Raw genomic sequence first — 19,541 nt, forward strand, 5'->3', positions numbered from 1 at the left:
GTTCGGGCTTTTCGTCAGGATACGCCGCACGATGCCGGCGCGAAAGTCTCTGCGCCTAGCCGATCGCCTCGATCACCGCGGCGCGCAGCTCCGGGATGCCCATCCCCGTTTCCGAGGAGGTGACGATCAGGTCTGGGTGCGCCGCGGCGCGCTTGCGCGCCTCCGCCTGGGTCGCGGCAACGGTGTCGGCCAGGTCGCTCGCCTTCACCTTGTCCGCTTTGGTCATGACCAGGCGATAACCGACCGCGGCGCGGTCGAGCATCTCCAGCACCTCGCGGTCGACGTCCTTGATGCCGTGGCGGCTGTCGATCAGCACCAGTGCGCGCTTCAGCACCTGCCGCCCGCGCAGATAGTCGTTCACCAGGAAGCGCCACTTCTTGACCATGTCCTTGGGGGCCTTGGCGAAGCCGTAGCCGGGCATGTCGACGAGGCGGAAGACGATGGGGCCGCCCTGTTCGTTGCCCCCGACGTCGAAGAAGTTCAATTCCTGCGTGCGCCCCGGCGTGACCGAGGTACGCGCCAGCGCCTTGCGCCCTGCCAGCGCGTTCAGCAGCGACGACTTTCCGACGTTGGAGCGGCCGGCGAAGGCGATCTCCGGTGCCTGTGCGGGCGGCAGGAAGTTCAGCGCGGGCGCCGACTTCAGGAAGTCGATACGCCCGGCGAACACCTTGCGCGCCGCCTCGATCTGGTCGTCGGTGAAGACGGGTTCGGCGTCGGTCACTTGGCGGCCGCTTCCTTCAGCTGCGGATGGCGGCTGTAGAGGAACTTCTGCTGCGCGATCGAGATGCAGTTGGTGGTGATCCAGTAGATCTGCAGGCCGACCGCGAACGGCGCCATCACGAACATCAGCACCCACGGCAGGATCGCGAACACCTGCTTCTGCGTGTCGTCCATCGGGGCCGGATTGAGCCGGAACTGGAAGAACATCGAAATGCCCAGCAGCACGGGGAACACGCCGATCGCCAGGATGTGCGGCACGGTGAAGGGCAGATAGCCGAACAGGTTCAGGATCGTCGCGGGATCGGGCGCGGACAGGTCCTTGATCCACAGCGCGAACGGCTGATGGCGCATTTCGATCGTCAGCATCAGCGCCTTGTAGAGCGCGTAGAAGATCGGGATCTGGATCAGCGTCGGCAGGCAGCCCGCCAGCGGGTTGACCTTCTCCGCCTTGTACAGCGCCATGATCTCCTGCTGCTGGCGCTGCTTGTCGTCCTTGTAGCGCTCCTGAATCGCCTTCATCTTGGGCTGGAGTGCGCGCATCGCGGCCATGCTGGCGAACTGGCGCTGCGCGACGGGGAAGACGAGCAGGCGGATCGTCAGCGTCAGGATGATGATCGCGACGCCGAAATTGCCGATCAGGCGGAACAGCCAGTCGAGATAGTAGAAGATCGGCTTTTCGACGAGGCGGAACCAGCCCCAGTCGATCGCATAGTCCAGCTTCACCACCGCGCCGGTATCGGTATAGCGGTCGAGCAGCTTCACTTCCTTGGCGCCCGCGAACAGCTTGGCGGTCTGCGTCAGCTGGCGGCCGGGGGGCAGCAATTGCGCGGCGCTGGTGAAATCGGCCTGATAGGCCCTGTTCGTACCGGCGCCGGCGCCGGCGCGGAACTGGCCGTCGAACGCGCGGGTCTGGTCGGGGACCAGCGCGGCGAGCCAGTATTTGTCGGTGAAGCCCAGCCAGCCGCCGGTCGTGGTGAAGCCCTGCGGCCCCTCGTCCAGGTCCTTGAAATTCGGGCTGTAATGCGCCGCGCCGTTGTTGACCGACATCGGGCCGGTGTGGATCGTCCAGCTGTCGGGGTCCTTCGACACGCCGATACGGTTGACGAGGCCATAGGCCGACACCGGCACCGCGCCGCGACCGGCATTGGCGACGGTCTGCTGCACGGTGAACAGATAGTCGTTGTCGATCGCGATCCGGATCGCGAAACGCTGCCCCTGCGCATTGGCGGCGGTGAGCGTTACCGGCTGCGTCGGGGTCAGGACCGGCGCGGAGGCGGTCCAGACGGCGTCGGCGGCGGGGGGCTGGAGCCCCTGATCGCGCCAGCCGAACGCGGCGAAATACGCATCGGGCGCACCCGCGGGAGAGAACAGGCGGATCGGCGGCGAGTCCTTCGCCACTGTCTCCTTGTAGCGGGTGAGGACCAGGTCATCGATCCGCGCGCCCTTCAGGTTGATCGAGCCCTTCAGCGCGGGCGTCTCGATGCGGACGCGCGGGGAGGAGGCGAGCACGGTGGCGCGGTCGCGCAGCGCGGCGGGCGAATCGGCGGTGGGGTCCGCGGCGGGATTGGGCAGCGGGCGCGACTTGCCGTCCACCACCTTCGTCGCGGGCGGATTGGCGGTCGGGAAGAAGCGGTTCTGGATCAGCGGCCATCCGAACAGGATCAGCGCCGCGATGACCGCGAACAGCACGAAGTTCTTGCTTTCGTCCTTCACTTGGACCCCAATTCCGTCTTCATGGCACCGGATCGTGGCCGTGCCCGCCCCATGGATGGCAGCGCGCGATACGCCGCAGCGCCAGCCAGCCACCCTTGGCCGCGCCATAGCGGCGAAGCGCCTCGATTGCATAGGCGGAACATGACGGCTGGTAGCGGCATGACGGCGGCAGCACCAGCGACGGCCCCAGCTGCCACGCGCGCGCCACCAGGATCAGGGCGCGCGCGATCATGCGCGGCGTCGCGGCCGGCGCGGCGCATCGGCGGGCGCCGTGCGTGCCTTCGCCAGCGCCTTCGCCAGGTCGGCGGTGAGCAGCGACCAGTCGCGATCCGTCGCGGGCAGCCGCCCGATCAGCACATGGTCCGCGCCGCGCCAGCCGTGCACGGGCAGGACCTCGCGCGCCAGCGCGCGAAAGCGGCGTTTGATGCGGTTGCGCACCACCGCATTGCCGACCTTCTTGGTCACGGTGATCCCGATGCGCATCGCGTCGTCCGCATCGTCGCGCGGACGCACCAGAAGCACGAAGCCGGGCATCGGAGCCCGACGCCCGGCATTCGCCGCCAGATAATCCGATCGCTTCGTCATCCGGCCGATCACGGCCGGAGCAGCGATTACGCCGACAGCTTCTTGCGGCCGCGCGCGCGACGCGCCCGGATCACCGCACGGCCGCCGACCGTCGCCATCCGCGAGCGGAAGCCGTGACGGCGGGCGCGCACCAGATTGCTCGGCTGAAAGGTCCGCTTCATCGTTCATGTCCCGATATTCAAAATGCCGAAGGGCCGCCACGCGGGCAGCCCGAAGAAGGGGCCGCTTAGGCAAGAAGGGGCCAGGAGTCAACGCGCAACGCCCTTCGCACGGGCGCGACGGCGCAGGGTGCTGCGGCGACGCATCGCGACGTCGACGAGATGCCCGACGCGCGGCCAGCGACGTTTCCACCGCGCGAAGCGGACGCGCGCCCGGCGCGAGTTGCGCAGTACCAGCACCAGCCCGGCGGCGAAGACCAGCGTACCCGCCGGTCCCGGAAGCGGGGCGACAACCGGGGCGGCGAGCATCAGCAGCACGCCCGCGCACAGCTGCGCCATTCGCATCAGGGGGTGTCGGCGCGGCATGTCATCCATGTGAGCGCGGTGTGTTGCAGGTGCAAGACACGCGGTGCGGGGTTTGAAGAAGCCGCTATGGAGGATCGCGGGGACGGGGGGAATATGGTCGCGATCGTATCGACGGTAGCCTATCTGGGGCTGGAGGCACGCGCTGTGGAGGTGCAGGTGCAGCTGATCCCCGGCCTCCCTGCGTTCAATCTGGTCGGGCTGGCGGACAAGGCGGTGGCGGAAAGCCGCGAGCGCGTGCGCGGTGCGATCGCCGACATGGGGCTGGCGCTGCCGCCCAAGCGCATCGCGGTGAACCTGTCGCCCGCCGATCTGCCCAAGGAGGGGTCGCATTTCGACTTGGCCATCGCGCTGGGGCTGCTGGCGGCGATGGGAATCGTCGATGCCGAGGCGCTGGCGGACTATGTCGTCGTCGGCGAGCTGGGGCTGGACGGGCGGCTGGCGCCGTCGCCGGGCGTCTTGCTCGCGGCGCTGCATGCGGCGGAGACGGGGCGCGGGCTGATCTGCCCGGCGGCGCAGGGGGCGGAGGCGGCGTGGAGCGGATCGATCGAGGTGGTTGCCGCGCCCGATCTGCTGGGGTTGCTCAACCACCTGAAAGGGCAGGGGCTGCTCGCAGCACCTCAGCCCGGCGACGTGGTGGAGGGGCGCACCGGCCCCGACCTGCGCCAGGTGAAGGGGCAGGAGGTCGCCAAGCGCGCGCTGGAGATCGCGGCGGCGGGATCGCACAATCTGCTGTTCGTGGGGCCGCCGGGGGCGGGAAAGTCGCTGATGGCGGCGTGCCTGCCGGGCATCCTGCCCCCGCTCGACCCCGCCGAGGCGCTGGAAGTGTCGATGGTGCAATCGGTTGCGGGCGCGCTGCCGGGCGGGACGTTGACGCGGACTCGGCCGTTCAGGGCGCCGCATCACTCGGCGAGCATGGCGGCGCTGACCGGCGGGGGGCCGAAGGTGAAGCCGGGCGAGGTGTCGCTGGCGCATCTGGGCGTGCTGTTCCTCGACGAATTGCCCGAGTTCCAGCGCGCGGTACTCGATTCGCTGCGTCAGCCGCTGGAGTCTGGGACGGTCAGCGTGGCGCGCGCGAATGCGCACGTGACCTATCCGGCGCGGGTCCAGCTGGTCGCGGCGATGAACCCGTGCCGGTGCGGGCATCTGGGCGACGCCTCGCTGGCGTGCGCGCGGGCGCCGAAGTGCGCGGCGGATTATCAGGCGAAGGTGTCGGGGCCGCTGCTCGACCGCATCGACCTGCACGTCGAGGTGGCGGCGGTGAGCGCGGTCGACCTGACGCTGCCCGCGCCGGCGGAAGGATCGGCGGAGGTCGCGGCGCGGGTCGCGGCGGCCCGCGAGGTGCAGGCGGCGCGGCTAACGGGGACGGCGCTGCGGGTGAACGCTGAGCTCGACGGCGAGACGCTGGAGCGGTTCGCGCAGCCGGACGAGGCGGGGCGGGCGCTGCTGGCGCAGGCGGCGGTGGCGATGAAGCTGTCGGCGCGGGGGTACACGCGGATCCTGCGCGTGGCGCGGACGATCGCCGATCTGGCGGGGGCGGAGCAGGTGACGCGTATCCATGTTGCGGAGGCGCTGAGTTATCGGCGGCGTCCTCCGACGAATTGACGGCCGGTCACGCCCACTAACGGACGTTGACGGGTCGACCAAACGTCTACAGCTTGGTGTAATGAAGCGGCGCACTTTGCTCAGCGTTCTTGCCGCTCTGTTGGTAGGTATGGCAGCAGGTTGGGCCGCTCGCGACTTCGTTGCACAGGATCGCTGTCTCGATTCGAGGCGGGGCATGGAGCGGTGACCTGAGCGCTTGCGCGCTGCCAGTCGAGAATCTCCGCCAGCCACCAGTATCCGCCGTTATGCGGCGCCTGCCCCGGAAGATTGTGAAACTAACGGGGGCCGAAGTGGTCGGGCGCATTCCACGTGCGGGGGCGCTGAGCGATCGGCGGTAGGGGGCGCAGAATTGATTTTCGCGCGAGGACGCGAAGACGCGAAGAAGAAGGGGTTCGCGCGGAGGCGCGGAAACGCGGAGGGGTTGTGGGTGTCGGCGCGTAGCGCCCTTTCACTCCCGTGAGTTCCGCGTGCTCTGATCGAGATATAATGGTTCGCGCGGAGGACGCAGAGATGGTGATGAGCCGCCGGGGGCGGCTCGGGACGTCGCCGCGGGCGCGACACCTCCGCGTCTCCGCGCCTCCGCGCGAACCCCTTCTTCTTTGCGTCTTCGCGGCTTCGCGTGAACCTATAGCTTGCGGAAGCTGTCGACGTCGCGTGCCGGGCCGTCGCCGGAGGGTGCCGCCGGTCCCTCCACGACCACGGGCTCCTTCGGGTCCAGACCGCCTTCCCATTTTGCGATCACCGCGCTTGCCACCGCATTGCCGATCACGTTGGTCGCGGTACGGCCCATGTCGAGGAAGTGGTCGATCGCCAGCACCAGCAGCAGCCCCGCCTCCGGCAGGTTGAACATCGGCAGCGTCGCCGCGATCACCACCAGGCTGGCGCGCGGGACGCCCGCGATCCCCTTCGACGTGACCATCAGCACCAGCAGCATCGTAATCATCTGGCCCAGCGACATATCGATGCCGTACGCCTGGGCGATGAAGAGCGAGGCGAAGGTCATGTAGATCATCGACCCGTCGAGGTTGAACGAATAGCCCAGCGGCAGCACGAAGCTGGCGATGCGCGGCGGCACGCCGAAGCGGTCGAGCGCCTCCAACATCCGCGGATAGGCGGCTTCGGACGAGGCGGTGGAGAAGGCGACCAGCAGCGGCTCGCGCACGTAGCGGACCAAGTCGCGGATGCGCGGGCCGATGAAGAGGAAGCCGACGCCCAGCAGCACCATCCACAGCACCAGCAGCGTCAGGTAGAAGCTGCCCATGAAATAGGCGAGCTGCCCGATCACCGCGGGGCCGCGCTCGGTCAGCGTGCCCGCGACCGCGGCGAAGACCGCGACCGGCGCGACGCGCATGACGTAATCGGTGACCTGAAGCATGACGTGGACGAGCGCGTCGATCGCCTTCACCAGCGGCGCGGCCTTTTCGCCCACGGCGGTGATCGCGACGCCGACGAAGACCGACATCACGACGATCTGGAGGATCTCGTTCTTCGCCATCGCATCCACCATCGAGGCGGGGACGATGTGGGTGAAGAAGTCCTTGAGGTTGAACGCCGCCGTCTCCAGTCCGCTCGACGTCGTCGCGGCGGGCAGCTCCAGCCCGACGCCGACGCCCGGCTGGAGCAGGTTGACCATCACCAGACCGAGGCTGAGCGACAGCAGGCTGGCGGAGATGAACCAGGCAAGGCTGCGCGCACCGATCCGGCCGAGCGCGGCGGTATCGCCCATCTGCGCGATCCCCGACACCAATGTGGCGAAGACGAGCGGGGCGATAATCATCTTGATGAGGCGAAGGAACAACGTGGTCAGGATCGAGAAATAACCCGCGATCTGCGTCGTCAGCGCCTTGGCCGCGGGCGTGCCGTCGTCCAGCCAGCCGTTCAGGATCAGCCCGGTGACGAGCCCCAGCGCCAGTCCGGCCAGGATGTAATAGGTCAGCCGCTTGGCCATTCATGTTCCCCGCGAAGTCGAGCGTGAGGGAAAGGGGATCGCGCGCGCCGGGTCAAGCGCTCGTATGGTTCAGGACGCGGGTGAAGGGCGCGCCCTCACGCCGCCGCCTTCAGCACGTCGCCCAGCAGCTGGAAATCGCGCTCGCGTGGGGAGGCGCGGCGCCACACCAGCGCCAGCGTGCGCGTGGGGTGATCGGCGTCGAGCGGGCGTGCCGAGACGTTGGTGTGATCGAGGATGCCGGCGTCGAGCGCGATCTTGGGCAGCATCGTCACGCCCAGGCCGTTGTCGACCATCTGCACCATCGTATGGAGCGAGGTGCCCAGCATGGTCGCCTCCGCGCGAAGTTCGGCGCGGTTGCAGGCGGCGAGGGCATGGTCCTTGAGGCAGTGGCCGTCCTCCAGCAGCAGCAGACGGGTCTCGTCGATCTCCGCCGGGCTGACGGGGGCGAGCGTCGCGGGCATCTCTCCGTGAGGGAAGGCGAGGAACAGATGATCCTCGAACAGCTTCATCGCGGTCACCTCGCCACAGGCATAGGGGAGCGCCAGCAGCACGCAGTCGGTGCGGCCGTTGTGCAGCGCTTCGCAGGCCGCGCCGCTGGGTTCCTCGCGCAGGAACAGCTTGAGGTCGGGATAGTCCTTGCGCAGCCGCGGCAGGATGCGCGGCAACAGGAAGGGGGCGATGGTGGGGATGACGCTCATCCGCATCTCCCCCGACAGCGGGCGTCCCGCGGCGCGCGCCATGTCGCCCAGCTCCTCCGCCTCGCGCAAGACGACCCGCGCCTTGCCCGCGATCCGCTCACCCAGGGGGGTGAAGCGGACGACGCGGCGGGTGCGCTCGACGAGCGTGACGCCGATCAGCGTTTCCAGCTCGCGCAGGCCGGCGGACAGCGTCGACTGCGTGACGAAGCACGCCTCCGCCGCGCGGCCGAAATGGCCGTGCTCCCTGAGCGCGACGAGATATTGCAGCTGCTTCAAGGTCGGAAGATAGGTCGCCGCCATTCATCGCTCCGCTCGATCAACGGATGCGTCATAGTCGATTGGATCGATCGGGCGAACCCCCTATATCGCCTACGCAACGAGAGTCGCCCGAGCGACCGGACGCGAGAGGATGGCTGAGCCCCGAGTTTTGAGGAGCCATCACATGCTGACCATCGGCGACACCTTCCCCGCCATCACCGTTCCCGTTCAGCAGGGCACCGACGCGCTGCCCGCCGGCGAGACGCTGGACCTGACCACCGCCTATCCGGGCAAGTGGAAGGTGCTGTTCTATTGGCCGAAGGACTTCACCTTCGTCTGCCCGACGGAGATCGTCGGCTACAGCCAGATCAAGGGCGATTTCGAGGATCGCGACGCGGTGCTGATCGGCGCCTCGACCGACACCGCGCACGTCCATCTGGCGTGGCGCAAGTCGGACGCGGACCTGGCGGCGGCGGACTTCCCGTGGCTGGCGGACAACGGCCGCAAGCTGGCCGACGCGCTGGGCATCGTCGACAAGGACGAGCATGTCGCGTTCCGCGCGACCTTCATCGTCGACCCGGACAACATCATCCAGGCGGTGCAGGTCAACGGCCTGAACGTCGGTCGCAACCCGGCGGAGACGCTGCGCGTGCTGGACGCGCTGCAGACCGACGAGCTGTGCCCGTGCAACTGGAACAAGGGCGACGACGTCCTCCAGGTCGCGGCCTGATCCTGACGGGGCGGGGGCTTCGCCTCCCGCTCCGACCCTTCCCCGTCATTGCGAGCGTAGCGAAGCAATCCAGGGCGCCACGCGCTGGGCTCTGGATTGCTTCGCTGCGCTCGCAATGACGTCTTTGAAAGACACACGATGGCACTCAAGGAATTCGCGGGCATTCTGCCCGATTTCGCCAAGGACATCCGCCTCAACGTCGGCTCGCTGCTGAACGAGGCGGTGCTGAACGATCAGCGCAAGTACGGGCTGCTGCTCGCCTGCGCGCACGGTACCGGGCACAAGCCGCTGGTCGAGGCGACCGAGGCGGAGGTCGCGGGCAAGCTGTCGCCCGAGGCGGCCAATGCGGCGCGCGCGGCGGCGGCGGTGATGGCGATGAACAACGTCTATTACCGCTTCACGCACCTGGCCTCCAACACCGAATATCGCAACCTGCCCGCGAAGCTGCGGATGAACGTGATCGGCGCGCCCGGCATCGACAAGGTCGATTTCGAGCTGTTCAGCCTGGCGGTCAGTGCGATGAACGGCTGCGGCATGTGCATCGACAGCCACGAGCAGGTGCTGAAGAAGGCCGGCGTCACCGCGGAGGTGATCCAGGCGTCGGTCCGGGTCGCGTCGGTGATGAAGGCGGTGGCGACGATCCACGCCGCGGTGGCGTAACTCCGAACGCCACCAATATTCGCCGTCATCCCCGCGGAGGCGGGGATCCAGAAACGCAGGTCTGACGACAAAGGCGCGGTCTTAGCGTATCTGGATCCCGCCCTCGCGGGGATGACGGGTGGTCGCGGGGGGCGGGCGCCGATCGCCGCCCTATATCAGCACCGCGCGGATGAAGCCGTAGGTGCTGGTGATCGTCAGCACGGCGCCGACCAGGATCAGCATCACCTTCATCGGGATGCGCTTCGCCATCAGCGCGCCGAGCGGTGCTGCGATGACGCCGCCGATCAGCAGCCCGACCGTCGCCACCGCGAAGTCGCGCAGGCCCAGATGATAGATGAACGCGGCGGAGACGGTCGCGGTCAGGAAGAATTCGACCGAATTGACGGTCCCGACGACCTTGCGCGGCTCGACCCCCTGCACCAGCAGGTTGGAGGTCACGATCGGGCCCCAGCCGCCGCCGCCCATCGCGTCCAGGAAGCCGCCGAACAGCCCCAGCGGCTCGACCACCTTGGGCTTCTGCACCTTGGGCGGAAACAGCAGCCCGCGAACGAGCAGGTAGATGCCGATCACGATCAGATAGCCGAGCACGAACGGCTTGATCGTGGCCGCATCGATATTGGTCAGGACGAACGCGCCCGTCACCCCGCCGATGATGCCGGGCACCAGCAGCCGCAGGAACAGCCGCTTGTCGATATTGCCGTGGAGCGCGTGGCTGATCCCCGACACCGCGGTGGTGAACGTCTCGACGATATGGACGTTGGCGGAGGCGCGCGCGGGCGGCAGGCCGATGACCGCGACCAGCAACGTGTTACAGATGACGCCGAACGCCATCCCCAGCGCGCCGTCGACAAGTTGCGCGCCGAATCCCACCGCGATGAAGGGCAGCAGCGCGGCGAAATCCAGATCGGTCAGTGCCTGCATGAAGTTCCCTTGGCGTCCCGGCGGACCGGATTGCCCTCAGCTACCGGCAAAGTCGACCCGCCGGATAGGTAATTCGGGTTTGCGCGGGCAAAGCGCGGCTTATGGAAATGCCCCGCGGGCGCGCCTACATGTGACGAAACGTTGCACCCGCAGCCGAACGGGTCCGGGGGAAAGACCATGTCGCGACTGACCGCCTATCTCGATTCGATCCGCGCGCGCGACCCGGCGCCGCATTCGCGGTGGGAGGTGCTGACCTACCCCGGGGTCTGGGCGCTGGCGTGGCACCGCGTGGCGCACCGATTGTACAAGGCGCGCTGGTATCTGGCGGCGCGGATCGTCAACCACTGGTCGCGGATGACGACCGCGATCGACATCCACCCGGGCGCGACGATCGGGCGCAACTTCTTCATCGATCACGGTTTCGTCGTGATCGGCGAGACCGCGGAAATCGGCGACGACGTCACCATCTACCAATGCGTGACGCTGGGCGGGACCAGCCCGGACAACGGCGTCGCGGGCAAGCGGCACCCGACGATCGCGGACGGCGCGATCATCGGTTCGGGCGCGCAGGTGCTGGGGCCGATCACGGTGGGCGCGCGCGCGCGGGTCGGCGCCAATGCGGTAGTGACGAAGGACGTGCCGGCGGGCGCGGTGATGGTCGGCATCCCCGCGCGCCCGACGATGGTGGAGGGCGGCGCCGCGCCCGCGCCGCGCTTCGTCCCGTACGGGACGCCGTGCAGCGAGATGTTCGATCCCCAGACGCAGAAGGTCGAGCTGCTGCGCTGCGAGCTGGAGGCGATGAAGAAGCGGCTCGACGCGTTGCTGGGCGACGACCGGGAGCGCGACCGGGCGTGATGGGGATCGTCACGCCCTTTCCGGCCGGCGCCGGGCGCCAGCCGTTGCAGGTCGGGTTCGAGCGGGCCGAGCTGGCGCGTATCCTCGACCTCTATGGCCGGATGGTCGCGGCCGGCCATTGGCGCGACTATGCGATCGATCTCGGGCGCGAGGCGGCGGTGTTCGCCTGCTTCCGGCGCACCGCCGAGCGGCCGGAATTCCGCATCGAGAAACGCCCCGCGCTGCGCCAGCGCCAGGGTATGTGGGCGCTGGTGGGCGAGGCGGGGCAGGTGGTGAAGCGCGGGCACGAGCTGGGCCCGGTGCTGGCCCCGGTCGAGCGCCGGCTGATGAAGCTGGTGGAGGAATAGGGGGAGGCGCGCGGGGCGCCCCGGCGCTATTTGATCGCCGCCTTCACTGCGGCGAAGGCGCGATCCGCCACCTGCCCCAACGCGGCCTTGCGCGGCTGATAGTCGATGCCCTGCACGACGCTCGGTTCGCCAGGATACGATCATGGCGACGGTCCGCCACACCCGCAACGCGACACGCGCTCCGCCGTCGCCCGTCGCGGTCGGCTCGTCCGGCCGGCGCGAATACGGGCCCGGCGCGCGTTTCCGCGCGCCGCGCCCGCATCGGATCAGCTGCCCTGCAGCTTCTTGCCGATCAGCATCGACTGGCCCGCGCCCGAATCGGGGACGATCTCGCCCGAACGATCGGTGATCTCGGCCCAGTATTTCGCCACGCCCTCGGGCGACAGGTCGTCGCCGGTCAGGAGCTTGCCCGGGGTCAGCGTGACGTAGCTGGCCTGGAACACGCCCGCGCCCGCGCCGACGATCTGGTTGGTCGGCGCGTCCTCGCTGACGAGGAACAATGCCGCCGGCATCACCTTTTCCGGCGCGAAGGCCTGGAACAGCTGCTCGGGGAACAGGTCCTCGGTCATGCGCGTGCCCGCCACCGGGGCGAGCGTGTTGACCTTGATGTTGTTCTTCGCCCCCTCGAGATAGAGCGTCTTCGTCAGCCCGGCCAGGCCGAGCTTCGCGGCGCCATAGTTCGCCTGGCCGAAATTTCCGAACAGGCCGGTCGACGAGGCGGTCATCAGCACGCGGCCGTAATTCTGCTCGCGGAAGGTTTCCCAGCACGCCTTGGTGGCGTTGGCGGAGCCGAGCAGGTGGACGTTCACGACGAACGCGAAATCCGACGGCTCCATCTTCGCGAAGGTCTTGTCGCGCAGGACGCCCGCATTGTTGATGAGGATGTGGACGCCGCCCCACTTCTCCTTGGCCTTCGCGACCATCTCGACCATCTGGTCGTATTCGGTGACGCTGCCGCCATTGGCCATCGCCTGGCCGCCCGCAGCCTCGATCTCGGCCACGACCTTCTGCGCGGCGTCGGATGCGCCCTGGCCGGTGCGGTCGCCGCCGAGGTCGTTCACCACCACCTTCGCACCGCGGCGCGCCAGCTCGAGCGCATATTCGCGGCCCAGGCCGCCGCCGGCGCCGGTGACGATGGCAACCTTGTCGTCGAAACGAATGGACATGGAAAAGGCGCTCCCTCCCTGATGGAATGAGCGCCCTCCATACTCGACCTTCGAACGGGCGCAATGCCCGTTCGTCGGCGAGGGGTCGGTCGAGCCGCTTACTTGCGGCGCATCTTCTTCGCGCCGCGCGCGTCGCTGGCCTGCATGCAGCCGTCGTACTGGCCCTTCTTGCAGATCGGATATTCCGCCTTGGGCGCGGGCGGGGGGAATGCCTGCGACGGGGGCGGGGCGGGCTGGAACGTCACGGTCGACCCCGGCGCCGGGGTGCCGGAAATCGCCGGGCCCGACGGGGCATAGCCGCCCGCGGTCATCGTGCCGCTGCCGGCGGCGGTCGGCTGCGGCATGGCGGCGTCGCTGCCGGTGGTCTGCGACGCCATCGGCGGCGGCGGCGTGGTGGTGGTGCCGGTCGTCCCCATCGAGCCGTCGGTGGTGCCCATGGTCGAATCGGTGGTCGGCGGCGTCGTCGCGGGATCGGTCGGCGGCGTCATCGTGCTGGAATCGGCTGGGGGCGTGGTCTGCGCCGCATCCTGCGCGGTGGCCATCGCCGGAATTGCAAGAACGGCCGCAGCCGCGAGAAGCATCATCTTCATTCTATGTCTCCTGCCGTGTTCGGTCAGAACGCGTGTTTGTTACGCGACCGGGCCAACGCCCCGTGCGGGCGAAAGGCTCCATGGCGGATGAGACGAAGATGCGGGATGCACTCGTCACCCCGGCCTTGAGCCGGGGTCCCGCTTGCGACGGCGGTCAAGGAGCGGGACCCCGGGTCGAGCCCGGGGTGACGGGAGAGAGTCAGTGCCCCGTGTCGAGCGCGTAGCCGGCCGAGCGGACGGTGCGGATGATGTCGGGGCGACCGCCCTCGTTGATCGCCTTGCGCAGGCGGCGGATGTGGACGTCGACGGTGCGGCTCTCGATATCGCTGTCGTGGCCCCAGACGCTGTCGAGCAACCGTTCGCGCGAGAAGACGTGGCCGGGATGTTCCAGAAAGTGCTTGAGCAGGCGGAATTCGGTCGGCCCCAGCGCGATCACCTCGCCGCCGCGGCGCACCTTGTGTCCGACCGTGTCCATTTCGAGATCGGCGTAGCTGAGCGCCTCGCCGGCGAGTGCGGGGCGTACCCGGCGCAGCACGGCGCCGACGCGGGCGACCAGCTCGCGCGGGGAGAAGGGCTTGGTGACGTAATCGTCCGCGCCCGTCTCCAGCCCGCGGACGCGGTCCTCCTCCTCGCCGCGCGCGGTCAGCATGATGATCGGCACGTTCTGCGTCTCGGGCGCGCGGCGCAGGCGGCGACATACCTCGATCCCGGAAATGCCCTCCACCATCCAGTCGAGCAGCACGATGTCGGGCGGCGTCTCGCGCGCCATCAGCAGCGCTTCCTCACCGTCGATCGTATGCTGGACGTCGAAATGCTCGCGCGTGAAATGCCAGACGAGCAGTTCGGCCAGGCTGGCGTCGTCCTCCACCAGCAGCATGCGGGCCTTCGCCATCACAATTGTCCCTTCTCGCGTTCGAGCAGCCGCGTTCCGGTCGCGGCATAATAGACCATTTCGGCGACGTTCGTGGCATGGTCGCCGATCCGTTCCAGGTTCTTGGCCACGAAGAGCAGGTGCGCGCACTGGCCGATGGTCTTGGGATTCTCGACCATGTACGTCACCAGCGTGCGGAAGATGCTGTCGTAGAAATCGTCCAGCGCATTGTCGCGTTCGCACACCGCCAGCGCCGCCTGCGGGTCGCGCGCGGCGAAGGCGTTGAGCACGTCGTGCACCATTTCGGACGCCATGCGCGCCATCGCGGGGAGCATCGATACCGGCTCGATGCGGTGCTCGCTCTCGATCTGGGGCACGCGCTTGGCGATGTTCTTGGCATAATCGCCGATCCGCTCGACGACGGTGGCGATCTTCATCGCGGCGACCACCTCGCGAAGGTCGTCCGCCATCGGCGCGCGCAGCGCGATGACGCGCACGACGGTGCGCTCCACCTCCGCCTCGATCGCGTCGATCTTCCTGTCGTCGGCGCGCACCTCCGCGGCGAGCTCCGCATCGCCGCGCTGGAGCGCGGTCATCGCGCCGGCGATCGCCTTCTCCGCCAGCCCGCCCATCTGCGAGATGAGCCCGCGCAGCTGCCCGATGTCCTGGTCGAACGCCTTGACCGTATGTTCCTGGCCGAACGCCATGCCGCCCCTCCTTTCGCCGGCTTTCCTCTCGCGCTGCGGGATCATCCGTAGCGTCCGGTGATATAATCCTTCGTCCGTTCCTGACGGGGGTTCGTGAAGATGTCGGACGTGTCGCCATACTCGACCAGCTGGCCCAGGTGGAAGAAGGCGGTGCGCTGGCTGACGCGTGCCGCCTGCTGCATGTTGTGGGTGACGATGACGATCGCGTAGCGCCCGCGCAGTTCGTGGATCAGCTCCTCGATCTTCGCCGTCGCGATCGGGTCGAGCGCGCTGCACGGCTCGTCCATCAGGATCACCTCCGGATCGACCGCGATCGCGCGCGCGATGCACAATCGCTGCTGCTGGCCGCCCGACAGCGCGGTGCCGCTGTCGCCCAGGCGGTCCTTCACCTCGTTCCACAGCCCGGCGCGGGTCAGCGAACGCTCGACGATCTGCGCCAGGTCCGCCTTCGACCGGGCGAGGCCGTGGATGCGCGGGCCGTAGGCGACGTTCTCGAAGATCGATTTCGGGAAAGGGTTCGGCTTCTGGAAGACCATGCCGACACGCGCGCGCAGCTGCACCACGTCCATCGCCCGGGCGTAGATATCCTCGTCGTCCAGCCGCACGTCGCCCTCCACCCGTGCGCCGGGGATCGTATCGTTCATGCGGTTCAGCGTGCGCAGGAAGGTCGACTTGCCGCAGCCCGACGGGCCGATGAAGGCGGTCACGTCCTGCTGCCACACGTCGATCGACACGTCGTCGATCGCCTGCTTGCCGCCGTAGAAGACGTTGACGTGGCGGGCGGTCATCTTGGGGGGGGCGTTGCTTTTCACCAGCGGGTCTCGAAGCGGTTGCGCAGGTAGATGGCGATGCCGTTCATCGCCAGCAGGAAGACGAGCAGCACGATGATCGCGGCGGAGGTCTTCTCGACGAAGCCGGTGGACACCTCGTCCGACCAGAGGAAGATCTGCACCGGCAGCGCGGTGGCGGGATCGGTCAAACGGTCGGGCGGGGCGGCGATGAAGGCGCGCATCCCGATCATCAGCAACGGCGCGGTCTCGCCCAGCGCGCGCGCCATGCCGATGATCGTGCCGGTCAGGATGCCGGGGAGGGCGAGCGGCAGGACGTGGTGGAAGACGACCTGGATCCGCGAGGCGCCCAGCGCGCGCGCGGCGTCGCGGACGGAGGGCGGGACGCCGCGGATCGCATTGCGCCCGGCGATGACGATGACCGGCATCGTCATCAGCGCCAGCGTCAGCCCGCCGACCACCGCGGCGGAGCGCGGCATGTGGAAGGTGCCGAGGAACACCGCGAGGCCGAGCAGCCCGAAGATGATCGAGGGCACCGCGGCGAGGTTGTTGATCGACACCTCGATCAGGTCGGTCCAGCGGTTCCGCGGGGCATATTCCTCCAGGTAGAGCGCGGAGAGCACGCCGATCGGAAAGGCGAGCGCCAGCGTCACCAGCATGGTGAAGAGCGACCCCTTGAGCGCCCCCCAGATGCCGGCGCGGGTGGGATCGGTCGCGTCCGCGCCGGTGAAGAAGCTGCGGTTGAGGCCGCGCGAGAGCTTGCCCGTCAGCGCTGCGATCGTCGCTTCCGCCTCCGCGGTGCCGTCGCCCTTGCAGGCGACGTCGATGTCGGTGGCGACGGGCACGTCGAGCGTGACGCGGCGCGTCAGCAGCGTCGGATCGCGCTTCACCGCCTCGCGCACGCGTAGCCAGGCGCCGTCGGACAGCAGCGCGGCGCCACCCTGCGCCGGGTAGGCCGCGTTGGCGGCGGCATCGACCGCCCGCTCCAGCCCGGCACCCGCCAGCGCGAGGTCGCCGCGCGGTCCGGCGAGCCGCTGCGGCGCCACCGCGATGCCGCCCGCGCGCAGGTCGAGCGGCAGGGCGATGCGCGTTTCGGTGAAGCCGGCTGCGCCCTGGCGGATCATCGTGCCCAGCAGGAAGACGAGGAACGCCGCCGACAGCGCGACCGCCAGCAGCCCCAGCGCGCGGAAGCGGCGCTCCGCGGCGTAGCGGCGGCGGATACGGCGCTGCATCGCGGGCGTCGTCCAGTCCGTGGGGGCATGGGGCCGGCGCGCGTCAGTCATACGCCTCCCGGTACCGGCGCACCACGACCAGCGCGACGATGTTGAGCAGCAGGGTGACGACGAACAGCGTGAGGCCGAGCGCGAAGGCGGCGAGCGTCTTCGCCGAATCGAACTCCGCCTCGCCGGTCAGCAGGTCGACGATCTGCTTGGTGACGGTGGTGGTGCTGGCGAAGGGGTTGAGCGTCAGCGTCGCGACGCCCGAGGCGGCCATGACGACGATCATCGTCTCGCCGATCGCGCGGCTGACCGCGAGCAGGATGCCGCCGACGACGCCGGGCAGCGCGGCGGGAACCAGCACCTTCTTGATCGTCTCCGACCGGGTGGCGCCCATCGCGAGGCTGCCGTCCCGCATCGACTGCGGCACCGCTGCCAACGAGTCGTCCGCCATCGACGAGACGAAGGGGATAATCATGACGCCCATGACGACACCCGCGGCCAGCGCGCTTTCGCTCGATGCCCAGCTGACGCCCAGTGCGACCCCCAGATCGCGCACCGCGGGGGCGACCGTCAGCGCGGCGAAATAGCCGTAGACGACGGTGGGGACGCCGGCGAGGATCTCCAGCAGCGGCTTCATCCAGCGACGCGTGGCGGGCTGCGCATATTGCGTCAGATAGATCGCGCTCATCAGCCCGAACGGGATCGCGACCGCCATCGCGATCACCGCGCCAATGAAGAACGTGCCCCAGAACAGCGGCACCGCACCCAGCGACGCGCCGGGATCGCGCGGGTCGATCACCTGCGGGCTCCAGTGCGTGCCGAGCAGGAAGTCGCCGATGGGCACGATCCGGAAGAAGCGCGCGCTTTCGAACAGCAGGCTGGCGACGATGCCGATGGTCGTCAGGATCGCGATCAGCGAGGCGGCGAGCAGCAGCCCCATGACCACGCGCTCCACCTGCGTCCGCGCGGAGAAGGACGGGCGCACCGCGAGGAAGGCGAGCGCGCCGCCGCCGAACGCCAGCAGCAGCGTGACCGCGGTCGCGATCCAGTCGTAGCGCGATTGTGCCGCGGCATAGGCCGGGGCCAGCCGCTGCGACAGCGCATGGAATGCGCCGTAGCTGCTTCCCTCCGCCAGATGGCGCGCCTCCGACAGGATCGACGCGCGTTCGAACCCGGGCGGCGGCAGCTGTGCGGCCGGCGGGGTGGCGAGCACCGCATCGGTCACCAGCGCGGGCGAGGTGACGTTCCAGACGGCGAGGAAGATCAGCGGCGGCAGCAGCGTCGCCAGCGTGACGAACCAGCCGTGGTGCTGCGGCAGCGAGCTGAACCGCCGCGTCGCATCGGCGCGGAAGCGGACCGCGCGCGCGCGCGCCGTCAGCCAGCCGATCGTGGCGAGCGCCGCGATCATGAAGAGCAGCGGGAGCGTCGCCATCAGTCGAGCGCCGCCGGATCGAGCGGGGTTTCGCGTGCGACGATCGCGGCCGAGCGCGCCTGCACCGCAGCGGGGGCGGCGATCAGCCCGCGCTTCACCAGCGGGCCGTCGCGACCCCAGGCGCGGGCATAGGTCGCGAGGAACGCACGCAACCCGGGAATGGCATTCAGATGCGCCTTCTTGACGTAGAGGTACAGCGGGCGCGCGCCCGGATAGGCGCCCGACGCGATCGTCCCGTACGTGGGGGCGACGCCGTCGATCGCGACGCCGTTCACCGCGCGCGCATTCTCCTCCAGATAGCCGTAGCCGAAGACGCCGATCGCATTCGGGTTGGATTGCAGCTTCTGGACGATCAGGTTGTCGTTCTCGCCCGCATCGATATAGGCGCCGTCCTCGCGCACGCGCAGGCAGCGCGCCTCGAAGGCGGCGTGATCGCGCTCGCGCAGCGCCGTCATGCCGGGTTCGACCGCCGCGCAGCCTTGCGCCAGGATCAGTTCCGCCAGCGCATCGCGCGTGCCGCTGGTCGCGGGCGGGCCATAGACCTGGATCGGGATCGCGGGCAGTGCGGGGTTCACCTCGCGCCAGGTCCGCGCGCGATTGCGCCGGCCGAGCGGTGTGAAGGCGAGCGCACGATAGATGTCGGCGGTGGTCAGCCGCATCTTCGCGCCGTTCCTCGCCTCGGCGAAGGCGATGCCGTCGATACCGATCTGGATTTCCAGCACGCCGTGGACGCCGTGGCGGGCGCATTGATCGTACTCGCTGCGCTTCATCCGGCGCGACGCATCCTCGATATCGGGATGGCCCGCGCCCACCCCGGCGCAGAACAGCTTCATCCCCGCGCCGGTGCCGGTCGATTCGATCACCGGCGGCTTGGCCTGCGGCGTGTCGGCGAGAAATTGTTCGGCGACGATCGTGGTGAAGGGATAGACGGTCGAGGAGCCGACCACCTTGATCTGCTCCCGCGAGCCCGCGCCGCCGCCCGCCGCCTGGTCGACGCACGCCGTCAGCCCGCCCGCACAGGCGAGCGTGAGCGCAAGCGCCAACGCCAGGTCGTACCGCGACATCGATCCCCCGAAACGAGCGTCCGCCAGTGTGGCGGCTGCGCACGATGGCGCATGTGACACAACGGTTACGCCTTGATGACAGCGGTTTGGGGGCGGATCGTCATTGCTTCCTCACGCTCGCAACGACGGGGGCGCGTTCTAC

Annotated in this window: 23 protein-coding genes; 5 read left to right on the plus strand and 18 right to left on the minus strand. The window is 68.9% G+C overall.

Annotation, left to right across the window (positions count from 1 at the left end; genetic code table 11):
• Positions 1–55: 55 nt before the first annotated feature.
• The 6 genes from yihA to PGN23_RS09715 form a co-directional block, all read right to left on the minus strand.
• On the minus strand, positions 56–721 hold the full coding sequence (yihA, locus tag PGN23_RS09690; protein WP_335302672.1) for a ribosome biogenesis GTP-binding protein YihA/YsxC: 666 nt from the start codon (positions 719–721) through the stop codon (positions 56–58).
• Positions 718–2,433 (minus strand): membrane protein insertase YidC, encoded by a 1,716-nt coding sequence (yidC, locus tag PGN23_RS09695; protein WP_335302673.1) that lies wholly within the window; start codon positions 2,431–2,433, stop codon positions 718–720. Before yidC ends, yihA begins: the two co-directional genes overlap by 4 nt.
• A gap of 19 nt (positions 2,434–2,452) precedes the next feature.
• Positions 2,453–2,665, minus strand: coding sequence for a membrane protein insertion efficiency factor YidD (yidD, locus tag PGN23_RS09700; protein ID WP_335302674.1), 213 nt, complete (start codon positions 2,663–2,665; stop codon positions 2,453–2,455).
• Positions 2,662–3,018: a ribonuclease P protein component gene (rnpA, locus tag PGN23_RS09705; protein ID WP_335302675.1), complete on the minus strand. Its 357-nt coding sequence runs from the start codon at positions 3,016–3,018 to the stop codon at positions 2,662–2,664. The genes yidD and rnpA overlap by 4 nt, the downstream gene beginning before the upstream one ends.
• Positions 3,019–3,044: 26 nt before the next feature.
• On the minus strand, positions 3,045–3,179 hold the full coding sequence (rpmH, locus tag PGN23_RS09710; RefSeq protein WP_017978410.1) for a 50S ribosomal protein L34: 135 nt from the start codon (positions 3,177–3,179) through the stop codon (positions 3,045–3,047).
• A gap of 87 nt (positions 3,180–3,266) precedes the next feature.
• Complete coding sequence (locus PGN23_RS09715) at positions 3,267–3,542, minus strand: hypothetical protein (protein WP_335302676.1); 276 nt, start codon at positions 3,540–3,542, stop codon at positions 3,267–3,269.
• Between the two features lie 93 nt (positions 3,543–3,635).
• On the opposite strand from PGN23_RS09715, the gene PGN23_RS09720 reads away from it, so the two are divergent.
• A complete protein-coding gene (locus PGN23_RS09720; protein ID WP_335302677.1) occupies positions 3,636–5,144 on the plus strand; it encodes a YifB family Mg chelatase-like AAA ATPase in 1,509 nt (502 codons plus the stop codon).
• A gap of 625 nt (positions 5,145–5,769) precedes the next feature.
• Here the strand turns inward: PGN23_RS09720 and PGN23_RS09725 are convergent.
• Entirely contained in the window at positions 5,770–7,092 is a 1,323-nt protein-coding gene (locus PGN23_RS09725; protein ID WP_335302678.1) for a dicarboxylate/amino acid:cation symporter, read from the minus strand.
• A 95-nt stretch (positions 7,093–7,187) separates the two neighbouring features.
• Positions 7,188–8,090 (minus strand): hydrogen peroxide-inducible genes activator, encoded by a 903-nt coding sequence (locus tag PGN23_RS09730; RefSeq protein WP_335302679.1) that lies wholly within the window; start codon positions 8,088–8,090, stop codon positions 7,188–7,190.
• A 142-nt stretch (positions 8,091–8,232) separates the two neighbouring features.
• Here PGN23_RS09730 and PGN23_RS09735 point away from each other — a divergent pair, with 142 nt between their 5' ends.
• On the plus strand, positions 8,233–8,778 hold the full coding sequence (locus PGN23_RS09735; RefSeq protein ID WP_335302680.1) for a peroxiredoxin: 546 nt from the start codon (positions 8,233–8,235) through the stop codon (positions 8,776–8,778).
• A gap of 138 nt (positions 8,779–8,916) precedes the next feature.
• Positions 8,917–9,438: a carboxymuconolactone decarboxylase family protein gene (locus tag PGN23_RS09740; protein ID WP_335302681.1), complete on the plus strand. Its 522-nt coding sequence runs from the start codon at positions 8,917–8,919 to the stop codon at positions 9,436–9,438.
• 150 nt (positions 9,439–9,588) lie between these two features.
• On the opposite strand, the gene PGN23_RS09745 is transcribed toward PGN23_RS09740, so the two are convergent.
• Complete coding sequence (locus tag PGN23_RS09745; RefSeq protein ID WP_335302682.1) at positions 9,589–10,359, minus strand: sulfite exporter TauE/SafE family protein; 771 nt, start codon at positions 10,357–10,359, stop codon at positions 9,589–9,591.
• A 177-nt stretch (positions 10,360–10,536) separates the two neighbouring features.
• On the opposite strand from PGN23_RS09745, the gene epsC reads away from it, so the two are divergent.
• Together epsC and PGN23_RS09755 are read left to right on the plus strand one after the other, a co-directional pair.
• Complete coding sequence (gene epsC, locus PGN23_RS09750) at positions 10,537–11,214, plus strand: serine O-acetyltransferase EpsC (RefSeq protein WP_335302683.1); 678 nt, start codon at positions 10,537–10,539, stop codon at positions 11,212–11,214.
• A complete protein-coding gene (locus PGN23_RS09755) occupies positions 11,214–11,561 on the plus strand; it encodes a DUF2794 domain-containing protein (RefSeq protein ID WP_335304566.1) in 348 nt (115 codons plus the stop codon). The genes epsC and PGN23_RS09755 overlap by 1 nt, the downstream gene beginning before the upstream one ends.
• 26 nt (positions 11,562–11,587) lie before the next feature.
• On the opposite strand, the gene PGN23_RS09760 is transcribed toward PGN23_RS09755, so the two are convergent.
• The 9 genes from PGN23_RS09760 to PGN23_RS09800 all read right to left on the minus strand — a co-directional run bounded on the left by PGN23_RS09760 (position 11,588) and on the right by PGN23_RS09800 (position 19,399).
• Positions 11,588–11,677 (minus strand): hypothetical protein, encoded by a 90-nt coding sequence (locus PGN23_RS09760; RefSeq protein ID WP_335302684.1) that lies wholly within the window; start codon positions 11,675–11,677, stop codon positions 11,588–11,590.
• 150 nt (positions 11,678–11,827) lie between these two features.
• Positions 11,828–12,727 (minus strand): SDR family NAD(P)-dependent oxidoreductase, encoded by a 900-nt coding sequence (locus PGN23_RS09765; protein ID WP_335302685.1) that lies wholly within the window; start codon positions 12,725–12,727, stop codon positions 11,828–11,830.
• Between the two features lie 98 nt (positions 12,728–12,825).
• Positions 12,826–13,317 carry a hypothetical protein gene (locus PGN23_RS09770; protein ID WP_335302686.1) on the minus strand — a complete coding sequence of 164 codons (492 nt, stop codon included), beginning with the start codon at positions 13,315–13,317 and terminating at the stop codon, positions 12,826–12,828.
• A 199-nt stretch (positions 13,318–13,516) separates the two neighbouring features.
• Positions 13,517–14,209, minus strand: a complete 693-nt coding sequence (gene phoB, locus PGN23_RS09775; protein ID WP_335302687.1) for a phosphate regulon transcriptional regulator PhoB — start codon at positions 14,207–14,209, stop codon at positions 13,517–13,519.
• Entirely contained in the window at positions 14,209–14,895 is a 687-nt protein-coding gene (gene phoU / locus PGN23_RS09780; protein WP_335302688.1) for a phosphate signaling complex protein PhoU, read from the minus strand. Before phoU ends, phoB begins: the two co-directional genes overlap by 1 nt.
• A 41-nt stretch (positions 14,896–14,936) precedes the next feature.
• Positions 14,937–15,683, minus strand: a complete 747-nt coding sequence (pstB, locus tag PGN23_RS09785; RefSeq protein WP_335304567.1) for a phosphate ABC transporter ATP-binding protein PstB — start codon at positions 15,681–15,683, stop codon at positions 14,937–14,939.
• A 20-nt stretch (positions 15,684–15,703) separates the two neighbouring features.
• A complete protein-coding gene (gene pstA, locus PGN23_RS09790) occupies positions 15,704–16,966 on the minus strand; it encodes a phosphate ABC transporter permease PstA (RefSeq protein ID WP_335302689.1) in 1,263 nt (420 codons plus the stop codon).
• Complete coding sequence (gene pstC, locus PGN23_RS09795; protein ID WP_335302690.1) at positions 16,959–18,335, minus strand: phosphate ABC transporter permease subunit PstC; 1,377 nt, start codon at positions 18,333–18,335, stop codon at positions 16,959–16,961. The genes pstA and pstC overlap by 8 nt, the downstream gene beginning before the upstream one ends.
• The gene (locus PGN23_RS09800; RefSeq protein WP_335302691.1) at positions 18,335–19,399 is read right to left on the minus strand and encodes a substrate-binding domain-containing protein; all 1,065 of its coding nucleotides are present in this window, start codon (positions 19,397–19,399) and stop codon (positions 18,335–18,337) included. The genes pstC and PGN23_RS09800 overlap by 1 nt, the downstream gene beginning before the upstream one ends.
• Between the last annotated feature and the right edge of the window lie 142 nt (positions 19,400–19,541).

Origin of the sequence: Sphingomonas adhaesiva, from assembly GCF_036946125.1 — a bacterium.
Classification (GTDB): domain Bacteria; phylum Pseudomonadota; class Alphaproteobacteria; order Sphingomonadales; family Sphingomonadaceae; genus Sphingomonas; species Sphingomonas adhaesiva_A.

Coding starts and splice junctions, on each gene's coding strand:
- PGN23_RS09735 (WP_335302680.1), top strand. CDS start 8,233: ATGCTGACCATCGGCGACACCTTCCCCGCCATCACCGTTCCCGTTCAG.
- PGN23_RS09730 (WP_335302679.1), bottom strand. CDS start 8,090: ATGGCGGCGACCTATCTTCCGACCTTGAAGCAGCTGCAATATCTCGTC.
- yidD (WP_335302674.1), bottom strand. CDS start 2,665: ATGATCGCGCGCGCCCTGATCCTGGTGGCGCGCGCGTGGCAGCTGGGG.
- phoU (WP_335302688.1), bottom strand. CDS start 14,895: ATGGCGTTCGGCCAGGAACATACGGTCAAGGCGTTCGACCAGGACATC.
- rnpA (WP_335302675.1), bottom strand. CDS start 3,018: ATGACGAAGCGATCGGATTATCTGGCGGCGAATGCCGGGCGTCGGGCT.
- pstC (WP_335302690.1), bottom strand. CDS start 18,335: ATGGCGACGCTCCCGCTGCTCTTCATGATCGCGGCGCTCGCCACGATC.
- epsC (WP_335302683.1), top strand. CDS start 10,537: ATGTCGCGACTGACCGCCTATCTCGATTCGATCCGCGCGCGCGACCCG.
- phoB (WP_335302687.1), bottom strand. CDS start 14,209: ATGGCGAAGGCCCGCATGCTGCTGGTGGAGGACGACGCCAGCCTGGCC.
- pstA (WP_335302689.1), bottom strand. CDS start 16,966: ATGACTGACGCGCGCCGGCCCCATGCCCCCACGGACTGGACGACGCCC.
- PGN23_RS09770 (WP_335302686.1), bottom strand. CDS start 13,317: ATGAAGATGATGCTTCTCGCGGCTGCGGCCGTTCTTGCAATTCCGGCG.
- pstB (WP_335304567.1), bottom strand. CDS start 15,683: ATGACCGCCCGCCACGTCAACGTCTTCTACGGCGGCAAGCAGGCGATC.
- PGN23_RS09715 (WP_335302676.1), bottom strand. CDS start 3,542: ATGCCGCGCCGACACCCCCTGATGCGAATGGCGCAGCTGTGCGCGGGC.
- PGN23_RS09800 (WP_335302691.1), bottom strand. CDS start 19,399: ATGTCGCGGTACGACCTGGCGTTGGCGCTTGCGCTCACGCTCGCCTGT.
- PGN23_RS09765 (WP_335302685.1), bottom strand. CDS start 12,727: ATGTCCATTCGTTTCGACGACAAGGTTGCCATCGTCACCGGCGCCGGC.
- PGN23_RS09720 (WP_335302677.1), top strand. CDS start 3,636: ATGGTCGCGATCGTATCGACGGTAGCCTATCTGGGGCTGGAGGCACGC.
- PGN23_RS09725 (WP_335302678.1), bottom strand. CDS start 7,092: ATGGCCAAGCGGCTGACCTATTACATCCTGGCCGGACTGGCGCTGGGG.
- PGN23_RS09745 (WP_335302682.1), bottom strand. CDS start 10,359: ATGCAGGCACTGACCGATCTGGATTTCGCCGCGCTGCTGCCCTTCATC.
- rpmH (WP_017978410.1), bottom strand. CDS start 3,179: ATGAAGCGGACCTTTCAGCCGAGCAATCTGGTGCGCGCCCGCCGTCAC.
- PGN23_RS09740 (WP_335302681.1), top strand. CDS start 8,917: ATGGCACTCAAGGAATTCGCGGGCATTCTGCCCGATTTCGCCAAGGAC.
- PGN23_RS09755 (WP_335304566.1), top strand. CDS start 11,214: ATGGGGATCGTCACGCCCTTTCCGGCCGGCGCCGGGCGCCAGCCGTTG.